Source organism: Rheinheimera sp. D18, assembly GCF_004345025.1.
GTDB lineage: Bacteria > Pseudomonadota > Gammaproteobacteria > Enterobacterales > Alteromonadaceae > Alishewanella > Alishewanella metallidurans.
This window is the reverse complement of sequence record NZ_CP037745.1, coordinates 1634284-1647521: the sequence shown is the minus strand read 5'-3', so window position 1 is coordinate 1647521 and position 13238 is coordinate 1634284. Positions and strand designations below refer to the sequence as shown.

The window sequence follows — 13238 nt, the reverse complement described above, 5'->3', positions numbered from 1 at the left end:
TATGATGTTATTTTAGGCTATTTTCTTTATAACTTTACATTTTCGGGGGATGGGCAAAAATAGCCATTTAGCTGTGTCCTAAATGACATTTAACATAATATACATTATGGGCTATAGGGTAACTATGCAAAAGCAGGGCTTTGCTGGCCCTTATAATTATGCAATTTTAGGCTTTTCTTCAACTAACTTTATACCCACTTGAATAACGTCCCCAGTGTCGTCAACTTCACGTACAGTTAATAACAAACCGTCTAAACGCACTTGGTCACCAATAACGACTCGGCGATGAAAACGCTGGATAATATATGCGGCTAGTGTTTGGTTTTTATCGCCACCGTCAAAGTTAATAGTATAAAACGCATCTAGATCGCTAATGCTAATGTTGCCATTTAATACAAAGTCACCAAAGAAGCTGGTATTACTTTGCACTGAAATTTCTGCATCTTTAGCCAGCACTTCACTTATTTTCTGCACATGCTTTAACTTAGCCATAACCATAAGTGTGTCGTGAACATTAAATTGCGGCTTTTTGTCGGGTAAAATCCATTCACCGTCCCGAATAATCCCTAAAAACTGGATTGGTTGTTTGAACACCAAGTCGTGCCAGCCAATTGCTAACACTGGCGATGTATCGGTTACTTTGAAAGCTAGAACTTCTAGTAAATCGTTGCTCGGTACAGCATCTAATGGCATAGCTTGATCGGGTGCCAGTTCAGCCGGTACTTCAAGTTTTAACCAGCGTGCGATTGGCACTATGCTCCAGCCTTGGACCACTAAAGACACAATAACTACGACAAAGGCGACATCAAAATAAAGATGTTCATTTGGCATACCCGCTAACCAAGGAAATAACGCTAATATAATGGGTACCGCACCGCGTAAGCCAACCCAACTGACAAATACTTGATCACGTATCGGAAAGCGAAACGGAATTAAACTAATAAATACTGCTATAGGCCTAGCAACAAAAATCATGACACCGGCAATAAGCAATGCCGGTAATAAGTGGTGCATCAAATTACTTGGCACAACGAGTAACCCGAGCATCAAAAACATACTAATTTGGCTAAGCCAAGCTAAACCGTCAAGCATGCGTAATATATGCACAATTTGTGGTAAGCGCGCGTTGCCCACTAAATAGCCCATTAAATATACAGCCAAAAAGCCACTACCACCAAACACGTTAGTAACGGCATAAATGAGCACGCAACTTGCGACAGCGAATAAAGGAAAAAAAGCAAAGTTTAGCGGTAACTTTTTGCATAAAAAGATAAAGATACGCCCCGCTACATAACCCATTACTGCGCCAACTACGGCTTGTTGTAAAAAGGTTTTACCTACTTCAAAGCTTAAGGTTTTTCCCTCAACAATCATACCCAGTATGGTTAGGGTTAACATAATGGCCATTGGGTCATTACTACCCGACTCTATTTCGAGCGTTGATGCCACTCGTTGTTTGATGCGAATGCCCTGAGATTGAAAAATTGAAAACACTGCTGCCGCATCGGTTGAGCTAAGAATGGCACCTAATAATAGGCCTTCAAGTAAGCTTAAATTTAAAATATAAGCTGCAGCGACACCAAGAATAACGCAGGTTAATATTACGCCAAAGGTAGCTAGTAGTGACGCTGGTGCTAGTGCTACGCGCAGCCGTTCGGGCCGTGTGCGCATGCCGCCGTCAAACAAAATGATGGTTAGAGCAATAGAACCAATTAAAAATGCAACTTGTGGATTGTCAAATTGGATGCCGACCAAGCCTTGTTTGCCGGCCAGCATGCCAATTATAAGGAACACCAGTAGCATGGGTGCGCCAAGTCGTGCAGAAATAAGCGTAGCGATAATACTTACAACAAAAAGAAGGCCTCCAACTAATATTGCGAGGTTTATACCATCCAAACTAACCTCCTTATTAATTACGCGTTTAAAATCTCCTGAACGATAGCATTCAGTGCGTCCAGTGGTTTGGCTGCTTTGGTAATTGGCCGACCGATAACCATATAATCAACGCCGGCTGAGAGTGCTTGTGCTGGTGTCATCACGCGCTTCTGATCATCTTGCTCGCTGCTCGCGGGTCTAATGCCGGGGGTTACCAAGCAAAAGTCTTTACCAAACTGGCGCTTTAACAGCACCGCTTCCTGAGCTGAACACACTACACCATCAAGCCCTGCACTATGTGTTAGCGTAGCTAATTTTAATACTTGTTGCTCGGGAGTTAAGTTAATACCCAATTCGGTTAGGTCGCCCTGCTCCATGCTAGTTAGTACGGTAACGGCAATAAGGTAAGGTTTATCAGTACCATACGATATCAGAGACTCGCGCGCTGCGCTCATCATTTTACTACCACCACAGGCATGCACGTTTACCATCCATACGCCAAGATCGGCCGCCGCTTTAACTGCTTTAGCGACAGTGTTCGGAATATCATGAAATTTTAAATCTAAAAATACGTCAAAATTGCGCTGCTGTAGTTGTTTAACAAACTGCGGGCCAAAATGAGTGAACATTTCTTTACCTACTTTAAGGCGACACAAACTGGGATCAAGTTGGCTTACCAAGTTTAACGCATCTGCTTGTTGTTCAAAATCAAGGGCTACAACTACTGGGGTCTGACAAGACATCGAATTTCCTTAACTACTATCTACCGTCAATACCGCTAATGGGTTCGACGCTTTCCCAATGCTGGCATGATGGGCATAACCAATAATGTTTACGAGTTGTAAAACCGCAATTGCGGCAGCTATACAACGACTTTTTATCTAAATACGCATTTACTAACTCTTTTACCGATGACAACACTTCAGCCGCCGGTGCGGATTGCTGTTGGCGTATTTGTAATAGCTGCTGAAATAAACGAATACTGGGTTGCTGTTTTAACTTATCTAGTAAGAACTGCTCAGCCGCTTCGGCTGAGCCATGTTCGGTTAGCCAGCATGCCAGTAATACTACAGCAGTAATATTTTGATGTTTATTAGCCAAGTTACTCAGGAGTTGGTACCACTCTTCGCTGGGTAGCTCGCATTGTTGTAGCAATGGTAATATATCAGCAGCCCACTTCGGTTTGTGCTCAACAATATATAATAATGCTGATGCCGCCAGCTTGGTATCATTTTGGCTTAACGCTAACTGCGCCAATTCGAATTTGGGGCGAATTGCTTTAGCATAGCGTGTTGCTAGCTCAGTTAAACTATCTTTGGTGAGTATCGCTTGCTGCTTTAATGCTTCTGTCTGCATATTAGCTTGTGCTATGCGTAATGAGTGCGATTTAGTGTTATCTACTGCAGCAGAATATAATTTAGCTTTATGCCATTCTTGCGTGGCGATAAAAATACTAAATAACTGTTTTAGTGCGGCTTCAGCCAACACCGGCGATGTAACAACATTAACCAGCAGCTTTTCTGCACGATCGTATAAACCCGCAGAGAAATAGTCTTTTGCCAACTCAAATTGAATTTGCTGGGCTTTAGGTTTAGGTAATTTTAATTGATGCAACTTTTCATGAATGCGAATAGCCTTATCCCAGTCGCCTTTGCGCCGAAACAAGTTTGCCAGTGCCAAATAGGTATCGATAGTGGCAGCTTCAATATCAAGCAGTTCCAATAACTGCTCAATGGCTTTATCTTCCTGATCAGTCAGTAAGAAATTTAAGCCCGAAGATAAATTGCGGGTAATACTGGCTCGGCCTTTTAGCTCTTTATGTTTAACGCTGTTACGGCCCATAAACCAGCCGTAAGCGGCGGCAACAGGCAATAATAAGAACAGCAATTCCAACATAAACTAGCTGCTTTCCGTCGATTTACGCCGCCAGCCTTTTGCTTTTCGTTGTAATGAGTACAACAAAGCAATGAGTAATCCAAGCAGTATGCCTAGCAGAAGAAATATCAAAGCTATGTCAACTACACGAAGTGGCATGCTGATAATAAGAAGATTTAAATCAGTTTGTTGCTGATTTATAGAACCGAATAGTACCCCTACTACAATCAGGGCTACTATTACTAAAATATAAAGTAGTCTGCGCAAGGGAAACTCCGTTTACGCCTGAAAGCTGTTAAAGCTAAAATCAGGTATTATCTTTTACGCGGTCACGCAGCTCTTTTCCTGGTTTGAAATGCGGTACATATTTACCGTCTAGTTCAACTTTGTCACCAGTTTTAGGGTTACGGCCAATTCTTGGTGCGCGATAGTGCAGTGAAAAACTACCAAAACCACGAATTTCAATACGTTCGTTACCCGCTAACGATTGTGCCATTTGTTCGAGGATTTCTTTAACTGAAGCCTCAACATCCTTAACCTGAATATGGGGGAAATCAGTAGCTAATTTTTCAATTAATTCAGACTTGGTCATAGACCCTCCGGCAAACCTGCGAATGAATAAAGCAGGAGGCTTAAGCCCCCTGCTTTGTTAGCAATTAATCCTGCTTCTGAGCAGCTTTAAATGCTTCGGCCATAGCGTTACCACCAAAATCAGCATCATCTTGCTTCTTATTGACAGTATCCATAGCTTCTTTTTCTTCAACTTCGAACTTAGCTTTGATTGACAGGCTGATTACGCGATTTTTGCGATCAACACCCATTAAACGAGCTTCAACTTCTTCGCCAACTTTCAGTACAGTAGAGGCATCTTCAATACGCTCACGCGCGATATCAGATACACGGATATAACCTTCTACCGCGCCCTCTAACATAACAGTAGCGCCTTTAGCGTCAACGGCAGTTACTTCACCTTTAACGATAGCACCTTTTTTGTTGTCAGCAAGGTAATCATTGAACGGGTCTTCATCCAGTTGCTTGATACCTAAAGAAATACGCTCGCGCTCAGGGTCAACTTGTAACACAACTGCGTGTACTTCGTCGCCTTTCTTGAAGTCACGTACGGCTTCTTCGCCAGTTGCGTTCCAAGAAATATCAGATAAGTGTACTAAACCGTCGATACCGCCGTCTAAACCGATGAAGATACCAAAGTCAGTGATTGACTTGATCTTACCGCTAACGCGATCGTTTTTGTTGAAGCCCTTAGCAAATTCTTCCCAAGGGTTAGCTTTACACTGCTTCAGACCTAAAGAAATACGACGACGTTCTTCGTCAATTTCTAAAACCATAACTTCCACAGAGTCACCTAAGTTAACAACTTTAGATGGGTGGATGTTTTTGTTAGTCCAGTCCATTTCTGAAACGTGTACTAAGCCTTCAACGCCTTCTTCGATTTCAACGAAACAGCCGTAGTCAGTCAGGTTAGTTACGCGACCAGTGATGCGAGCACCTTCTGGATAACGTGATGCAATAGCTGCCCATGGATCTTCACCCATTTGCTTCAGACCTAAAGAAACACGTTGCTTCTCACGATCGAATTTCAATACTTTAACTGGAATTTCATCGCCAACATTAACGATTTCGCTTGGGTGCTTAACACGCTTCCATGCCATATCAGTGATATGCAGTAAGCCGTCAACACCACCTAAGTCTACGAATGCACCGTAGTCAGTTAGGTTCTTAACGATACCTTTAACTTCCATGCCCTCTTCCAGCGTTTCTAACAACTGGTCGCGTTCATGGCTGCTTTCAGATTCAATAACCGCACGACGTGATACAACCACGTTGTTACGTTTTTGATCTAGCTTGATAACTTTGAATTCAAGTTCTTTATTTTCCAAGTGCAGAGTATCGCGCACCGGACGTACGTCTACTAATGAACCAGGCAGGAATGCACGAATACCATCAACTTCAACTGTGAAACCACCTTTAACTTTACCAGTAATAACACCGATAACAGTTTCTTTGTCTTCACAAGCTTTTTCCAGGCGTACCCAGGCTTCATGACGCTTAGCTTTTTCACGAGATAACAGAGTTTCACCGAAACCGTCTTCAATCGCATCTAAAGCAACGTCAATGATGTCGCCAACGCTTACTTCGATTTCGCCGCTCAGAGATTTGAACTGCTCAACCGGAATAGCGGCTTCTGATTTTAGACCAGCGTCAACCATAACGACGTCTTTCAGAATAGCTACAACAGTACCTTTAACAATGGCACCTGGACGTGTTTCGATAGTTTTGAGGCTTTCCTCAAATAATTGTGCGAAATTTTCAGTCATATTCACTTTTTCAGTTAAGTGCGCCACAGATCATCATGTTCGTGTGGGGTTGCTAAATTTACCTGTTTAATTCCATTTAACAGGCTGCCCAAAATGCGGTTTTGGCCTGGTTCATACTACAGCGGGTATTTTCATACTGGCGTAGTTCAGTACCTCTTCCAACACTTGTTCAATTGATTTACTGGTCGAATCTAGCATGTAAGCGTCGGCAGCTGGTTTCAGCGGCGCGGTAGCGCGATTCATATCTCGCTCGTCACGTGCTTGTATTTCGCCCAAAAGGTCGCCGATATTAACATCAAAGCCCTTTTCTTTCAACTCTAAATAGCGCCGTCTGGCGCGCTCTTCAGGCGAGGCTGTTAAAAATATTTTAACTTCTGCTTGAGGAAAAACGACAGTACCCATATCACGGCCATCAGCTACCAAGCCGGGTGCTTCGGCAAACGCACGTTGCCGGCGTAATAAAGCTTCTCGTACTCGCGGTAATAAGGCGATTTTTGATGCCATAGCGCCGACTTGTTCGGTACGAATAGTGCTGGATACGTTTTCGCCTTCGAGCGTTATGCGAATATTACCTTGCTCATCGCTACTAAATTGCACATCAAGATGTGCAGCTAGCGGCTGTAAGCCTTCCTCATCATCGCTAGCGATATGGTGATGCATTGCTGCCAACGCCAGTACGCGGTAAATAGCGCCACTGTCGAGTAATTGCCAGCCTAAGCGCTGGGCAAGCAAACGACAAATAGTGCCTTTGCCTGAACCGCCAGGGCCATCAATGGTAATTACTGCTGCAGAGTGTGGCATCCTACCCCCTTTTAAACTACCGGTTAATCAGATTTTCAAACGGCAGTATTATACAGCTTTTTGCGACAAGATCTGTGTTTAATTCAGATAAAGCAAAGTAAAGACGCGCGCCAATAAGGCTGCGCGTCTGCTTAGTTTTAGTAAATCAGCAAGCGAGTTGCTGAAATAAACTAAAATAATTGGGAAAAGTTTTTGCTGTGCAGTCGGGATCTTCAATGGTTATGCCTGCATCACCAAGCGCAACTAACGAAAAACACATCGCCATACGATGATCGTTATAGGTGGCTATACTGGCATGCTTAAGCTTAAGCGGCGGTGTTATCTTGATATAATCTTGGCCTTCCTCTACCGTCGCACCAACTTTTCTAAGTTCGGTAGCCATGGCGTGTAGCCGGTCAGTTTCTTTTACTCGCCAGTTAAAAACGTTACGTATAACTGTAGGGCCTTCGGCGAACAATGCAGTGGTAGCAATAGTCATAGCCGCATCGGGTATAGCATTGTAATCTCGGTCTATGCCTACTAACTTGTTACGCGTTACCTTTATGTGGTCATCGGCCCATTCTACGTCAGCACCCATAGCCTCTAGGGCGTCAGCAAAATAGATATCACCTTGCACCGCATGTTTACCTATGCCGGTAACTTTAATACTGCCGCCTTTAATTGCTGCGGCAGCTAGAAAATACGACGCAGATGAAGCATCACCTTCAACTAGCCAATGGCCCGGAGATTGGTAGCACTGACCACCTTTAATAATAAATGCTTTATAATCTTGGTTTTCTACCGTTACACCAAAGCGTTGCATTAAAGCTAGCGTAATATCGATATAAGGTTTAGAGACCAGTTCACCAATAATGCTAATAGTGCTGTCGCCAGTTAATAGCGGTGCAACCATGAGTACTGCGGTTAAAAACTGGCTAGAAATACTACCATCAATATTAATTTGACCACCGCTAAGGAGCTTACCCTTGATATGTAATGGTGGAAAACCGTTAGTTTCTAGATAACTTATATCGGCCTGAACTTGACGCAGTGCATCAACTAAATGCGCAATGGGTCGCTCATACATACGAGGCTCGCCAGTTAGCGTAATATTAACCTCTGACGCTGCCAGCGCGGCGGTTAAGGGCCGCATCGCAGTACCTGCATTGCCCAAAAACAGTGTTGTTGCCTCAGCTCGCTTAAATAAGCCGCCTAAACCGCTGACGTCGCACTTAGTACGACATTCTGATAAATGGTAATCTACACCTAGCGCAGTTAAAGCATTAAGCATGTAGCGCACGTCATCGCTGTCTAACAAATTGGTTATTTGTGTATTGCCTTGTGCTAAAGCAGCTAACAATAACACCCGATTAGAAATGCTTTTTGAACCCGGTAAATGCACTTCGCCCGCAACTTTACTAATTGGGTTTAGAGTAAGTGTTTTCATCCGTGCACTCGCTCAAACTCTTGCATAAAGCTAACTAAGGTTTGCACGCCCTCTAATGGCATTGCGTTATAGATGCTGGCTCGCATACCACCAACCATACGGTGGCCTTTTAATGCAAGCAGGCCATGGTTTTCTGCTTGGTCGACAAACATATCGTTTAACCGGTCATCGGCCAAGAAAAACGGCACGTTCATCCACGAGCGATAAGCAATATCAACGTCGTTGCTGTAAAAGTCACTTTTATCAATATAATCATATAGAAAGCTAGATTTTTCTTGGTTACGCGTAGCTATGCTGGTAACGCCGCCTTGCTGTTTTAACCATTTAAAAACTAACCCAGCTAAGTACCAAGCAAAGGTAGGGGGCGTGTTAAACATACTGTCGTTATCTGCCGCCAAGCGATAATCAAGTACCGAAGGTATAATGGCATTTTTACTGGGTAATAAATCTTCGCGTACAATCGCCAAAGTTAAACCCGATGGGCCAATGTTTTTTTGCGCACCGGCGTAAATAACGCCATAGCGGCTAACATCAATGGGCCGAGATAAAATAGTTGATGATAAATCGGCGACAATAGGAATATGGGTATCAGGTAAATTGGTAAATTCAACGCCATCTACTGTTTCGTTGGGGCAACAATGTACGTAAGTCGCGTTAGCCGTTAGCTGCCAGTTTGTCGGGGCAGTAATAGTGCGCATACCGTCTACAGTTTTCAGGCGAATATCGTGCGCATTAATTTGACCGTATTTTGTTGCTTCGTCTACAGCCGATTTAGACCAAGCACCAGAAATAATATAATCAGCATGTTGCCCTACTTGCAACAGATTAAGCGGTATCGCAGAAAACTGGCCGCGCCCGCCGCCGTGCATAAACAGTATTTTATAGTTAGCCGGTACATTAAGTAACTCACGTAAATTTTGCTCTGCCTCTTCGGCTACACGAATAAACGCACTGCTGCGATGGCTCATTTCCATAATGGAACAACCATGTTGTTGCCAGTTAACAAATTCTTGTTGTGCTTGCGCCATTACCTCAACCGGCAGCATTGCCGGGCCGGCACAAAAATTAAAAGTGCTCATGATGTGCTGCTTGCTCCTGATATTAATGATTTATCGTAACTGGCTTGGTTGTAGGTTGAACTGTCGGCTAATTACCGTTCTTATTTTTTTTTATATTTTTTACAGTAGCACAAAGCAAAACGAGCGCATCAGCGCTCGTTTTTATTGGGTGTTACTCTTCTTCATCTTGCGCTAATTGCGTATCGGTTAACTCAGCGTTGACGGCTTTTTCTGCCACCGCAGCTTCAAGATCTTCCACATCCTGAATTTCGTCAACCTTCGCGACACCGACTACTTTTTCATTTTCAGCAGTGCGGATCAAGATAACACCTTGGGTATTACGACCAACTTCTGATACTTCATTAACACGAGTACGGACTAATGTACCTTTGTTTGAAATCATCATAATTTCGTCTAACTCATTTACCTGCACCGCGCCAACTACTAAGCCATTACGCTCAGATACTTTAATTGACACTACGCCTTGAGTTGCGCGGCTCTTCGCTGGATATTCACTTAATGCAGTACGTTTACCATAGCCATTTTCGGTTACAGTAAGCACCGGTCCATCGCCATTTGGAATAATTAACGATACAACCGAGCCGCCTTCACGTAAACGAATACCGCGTACGCCAGTAGCGGTACGACCCATGCTACGCACTTGATCTTCAGTAAAGCGCACCACTTTACCGTCGTCAGAGAATAGCATTATCTCGCTATTGCCATCGGTTAAGCCAACATCAATTAGGTGATCGCCTTCATTTAAGTTCACGGCAATTATGCCGTTTGAACGTGGCCGTGAGTATTCAGTTAGTGCCGTCTTTTTCACTGTGCCATTGGCGGTAGCCATAAACACGTATTTATCTGCCTCGTATTCACGCACTGGTAAAATAGCGTTGATACGCTCACCTTCTTCTAATGGCAGCAAGTTAACAATTGGCTTGCCACGTGCAGTGCGGCTGGCTAATGGTAATTGATATACCTTCATCCAGTACATGCGACCACGGTTAGAGAAACATAAAATGGTGTCGTGAGTGCTAGCTACTAACAGTTTATCAACGAAGTCTTCATCTTTAACTGTGGTTGCTGCTTTACCTTTACCACCACGACGCTGCGCTTCGTAATCAGACAATGGCTGATACTTGGCATAACCTAGGTGCGATAAGGTAACAACTACGTCTTCTTCTGTAATTAAATCTTCCATATTGATATCCAGCATATTGTCTTGGATATCAGTGCGACGTGCATCGCCATATTGTGCTTTGACTGCTTCTAACTCTTCGCAAATAACCTCCATTAAACGCTCTGGCGTATTCAGAATGTGTAACAGTTCTGCAATGAGTTCTAACAGTTGCTTGTATTCATCAAGAATTTTCTCGTGTTCAAGCCCGGTTAGGCGGTGTAAACGTAAATCTAGAATGGCTTGCGCTTGCTGCTCAGTTAAAAAATACTTGCCATTACTAATACCAAAATGCGGCTCTAGCCATTCTGGACGTGCAGCGTCTTGTCCGGCGCGCTCTAGCATGGCGCTAACATCGCCTAACTGCCAAGCACGTTCTACTAAGCCTACTTTTGCGTCGGCTGGGCTTGATGATTTTTTGATTAATTCAATAATTTCATCAATGTTAGCTAATGCAATGGCTAAGCCTTCTAAGATGTGCGCGCGATCACGGGCTTTACGTAAGTCATATACGGTTCTGCGCGTTACTACTTCGCGACGGTGCAGTACGAAGCACTGCAACATTTGCTTTAAACCTAATAGCTTAGGCTGGCCTTGATCCAGCGATACCATATTAATACCAAATACAGTTTGCATTTGGGTATTGGTATAAAGCTGATTTAGCATTACGTCGGTAGACTCACCGCGCTTTAATTCGATAACAATACGCATACCGTCTTTATCAGACTCATCGCGCAGTGCTGAGATGCCTTCAATACGTTTTTCTTTTACTAGCTCAGCAATTTTTTCAATTAACCGTGCTTTGTTTACCTGATACGGAATTTCATTAACGATAATCGTTTCTCGACCCGTTTTTTCGTCAGTTTCGATACAGGTTTTAGCACGAATATAAACTTTACCACGCCCGGTACGGTACGCTTCTTCTATACCTTTACGCCCATTAATAATGGCGGCAGTTGGAAAGTCTGGCCCTGGAATATGCTGCATTAGCTCATGCAATTCAATATCAGGGTTAGCAATTAACGCTAAACAACCGTCAATAACTTCATTTAAGTTATGTGGTGGAATATTAGTTGCCATACCTACAGCGATACCGCTTGACCCGTTTACTAACAGGTTAGGCAGTTTTGTTGGCATAACCGCTGGAATTAATTCTGTACCATCGTAGTTAGGTACAAAATCGACGGTTTCTTTATCTAAGTCGGCTAATAATTCGTGCGCAATCCGTGCCATACGCACTTCGGTATAACGCATAGCGGCTGCAGAGTCACCATCAACAGAACCAAAGTTACCTTGTCCATCAACTAGCATGTAACGCAGTGAAAATGGCTGCGCCATACGAACTATAGTGTCGTACACCGCAATGTCGCCATGCGGGTGGTATTTACCGATAACGTCACCGACCACACGAGCGGACTTTTTATAGGCTTTGTTCCAGTCGTTGCCAAGTTCCTTCATTGCGAACAATACGCGACGATGTACTGGCTTTAAACCATCCCTTACGTCAGGTAAGGCGCGGCCAACAATGACGCTCATTGCGTAATCAAGGTACGAATTTTTTAATTCGTCTTCAATATTAATAGGGACTATTTCTCTGGCTTGATCTGTCATAAAACGCTAATTTCCCTTAAAATCAGATAGATAACTCGCTTTTGTCGATGTTATAAAGCGCGAGACAACGCAGGATTCTACCACAGAAAACTAACCTTGCCATGCTTGAAATGCAGCACAAATTTTGTAGCTGCATTGCTCTAATAGATCAAGGCTTTATAATAGCCAAAAAATCTAAGGCATATTTTATGACAGCACAAGTTAATAGCGAAAATGTTGATGCAAACGAAATTGCAAAATTTAACGATATTGCGTCGCGCTGGTGGGACCTTACCGGCGAATTTAAGCCGTTGCATTTACTTAACCCAGTGCGTTTAACCTATATCAGCGACGAGCTACAAGGTTTATTTGGTAAGCAGGTTATTGATGTCGGTTGTGGCGGCGGTATTTTGTCTGAAAGTATGGCGCGCTGCGGTGCGACGGTAACGGGTATAGATATGGCCCAAGACTCGCTAAACGTTGCTCGCTTACATGCACTCGAGGCCGGCGTAACGTTAAACTATCAGCAAGCCACGGCAGAACACTATGCCAGCAGCCATGGCGAGCAGTTTGACGTGGTTACCTGTATGGAAATGTTAGAGCATGTGCCTGAACCTATGTCGGTTGTTCAGGCCTGTGCCGATTTAGCTAAGCCTGGTGGCATGTTGTTTTTCTCAACGCTAAATAAAACCTGGAAGGCCTATTTGCTCGCTATTATTGGTGCCGAACAGGTCATGAAGCTGGTACCTAAAGGCACGCATGAGTTCAGTAAATTTATTCGCCCGTCACAATTAATGCAGTATATAGAGCGTGCAGGCTTAGAGGTTATTGATACTACAGGCTTACATTACAATCCAATAACAGAAAGTTTTAAAGTGGGCCCAGGTGTAGACGTGAACTACATTGTGGTGGCAAAAAAGCCAGAATAAAATATTATTTATTTTATGCTAACCCCCTTGTTTCGTGCTCGCTTATAGCGGCATCTTACTGAGGGGGTTAGCAGCTACTAACCAGTTAGATTAAGCTTGCAATTGGGTATTTCTTTGCTTGCAAATGCTGGCATTGATCATTAATCTCATAAAAATTATCACGTTAAA

At 43.5% G+C, this 13238-nt stretch carries 9 protein-coding genes and 1 pseudogene; 1 reads left to right on the top strand and 9 read right to left on the bottom strand.

What is annotated here, in order from left to right:
* Positions 1–156: 156 nt before the first annotated feature.
* The 9 genes and pseudogenes from E0Z06_RS07775 to gyrA all read right to left on the bottom strand — a co-directional run bounded on the left by E0Z06_RS07775 (position 157) and on the right by gyrA (position 12162).
* On the bottom strand, positions 157–1896 hold the full coding sequence (locus E0Z06_RS07775) for a potassium/proton antiporter (protein ID WP_132583458.1): 1740 nt from the start codon (positions 1894–1896) through the stop codon (positions 157–159).
* Positions 1897–1913: 17 nt separating this feature from the next.
* On the bottom strand, positions 1914–2618 hold the full coding sequence (gene pyrF / locus E0Z06_RS07770) for an orotidine-5'-phosphate decarboxylase (RefSeq protein WP_132583456.1): 705 nt from the start codon (positions 2616–2618) through the stop codon (positions 1914–1916).
* A gap of 16 nt (positions 2619–2634) precedes the next feature.
* Entirely contained in the window at positions 2635–3771 is a 1137-nt protein-coding gene (locus tag E0Z06_RS07765; RefSeq protein ID WP_132583454.1) for a tetratricopeptide repeat protein, read from the bottom strand.
* A 286-nt stretch (positions 3772–4057) separates the two neighbouring features.
* Positions 4058–4369, bottom strand: a pseudogene (ihfB, locus tag E0Z06_RS07755) (integration host factor subunit beta); the annotation flags it as partial.
* A 37-nt stretch (positions 4370–4406) separates the two neighbouring features.
* Positions 4407–6086: a 30S ribosomal protein S1 gene (gene rpsA / locus E0Z06_RS07750; RefSeq protein WP_132586737.1), complete on the bottom strand. Its 1680-nt coding sequence runs from the start codon at positions 6084–6086 to the stop codon at positions 4407–4409.
* 111 nt (positions 6087–6197) lie between these two features.
* Positions 6198–6887, bottom strand: a complete 690-nt coding sequence (cmk, locus tag E0Z06_RS07745) for a (d)CMP kinase (RefSeq protein WP_132583448.1) — start codon at positions 6885–6887, stop codon at positions 6198–6200.
* A 145-nt stretch (positions 6888–7032) separates the two neighbouring features.
* On the bottom strand, positions 7033–8313 hold the full coding sequence (aroA, locus tag E0Z06_RS07740) for a 3-phosphoshikimate 1-carboxyvinyltransferase (RefSeq protein WP_132583445.1): 1281 nt from the start codon (positions 8311–8313) through the stop codon (positions 7033–7035).
* Entirely contained in the window at positions 8310–9392 is a 1083-nt protein-coding gene (serC, locus tag E0Z06_RS07735; RefSeq protein ID WP_132583443.1) for a 3-phosphoserine/phosphohydroxythreonine transaminase, read from the bottom strand. Before serC ends, aroA begins: the two co-directional genes overlap by 4 nt.
* A 151-nt stretch (positions 9393–9543) precedes the next feature.
* Positions 9544–12162, bottom strand: a complete 2619-nt coding sequence (gyrA, locus tag E0Z06_RS07730) for a DNA gyrase subunit A (protein WP_132583441.1) — start codon at positions 12160–12162, stop codon at positions 9544–9546.
* Positions 12163–12350: 188 nt separating this feature from the next.
* Here gyrA and ubiG point away from each other — a divergent pair, with 188 nt between their 5' ends.
* Positions 12351–13070, top strand: a complete 720-nt coding sequence (ubiG, locus tag E0Z06_RS07725) for a bifunctional 2-polyprenyl-6-hydroxyphenol methylase/3-demethylubiquinol 3-O-methyltransferase UbiG (RefSeq protein ID WP_132583439.1) — start codon at positions 12351–12353, stop codon at positions 13068–13070.
* Positions 13071–13238: the final 168 nt, after the last annotated feature.

What these genes read in the sequence shown, in the direction of transcription:
- cmk (WP_132583448.1), bottom strand. Translation starts at nt 6,887, where the DNA reads ATGCCACACTCTGCAGCAGTAATTACCATTGATGGCCCTGGCGGTTCA.
- ubiG (WP_132583439.1), top strand. Translation starts at nt 12,351, where the DNA reads ATGACAGCACAAGTTAATAGCGAAAATGTTGATGCAAACGAAATTGCA.
- serC (WP_132583443.1), bottom strand. Translation starts at nt 9,392, where the DNA reads ATGAGCACTTTTAATTTTTGTGCCGGCCCGGCAATGCTGCCGGTTGAG.
- gyrA (WP_132583441.1), bottom strand. Translation starts at nt 12,162, where the DNA reads ATGACAGATCAAGCCAGAGAAATAGTCCCTATTAATATTGAAGACGAA.
- E0Z06_RS07765 (WP_132583454.1), bottom strand. Translation starts at nt 3,771, where the DNA reads ATGTTGGAATTGCTGTTCTTATTATTGCCTGTTGCCGCCGCTTACGGC.
- aroA (WP_132583445.1), bottom strand. Translation starts at nt 8,313, where the DNA reads ATGAAAACACTTACTCTAAACCCAATTAGTAAAGTTGCGGGCGAAGTG.
- pyrF (WP_132583456.1), bottom strand. Translation starts at nt 2,618, where the DNA reads ATGTCTTGTCAGACCCCAGTAGTTGTAGCCCTTGATTTTGAACAACAA.
- rpsA (WP_132586737.1), bottom strand. Translation starts at nt 6,086, where the DNA reads ATGACTGAAAATTTCGCACAATTATTTGAGGAAAGCCTCAAAACTATC.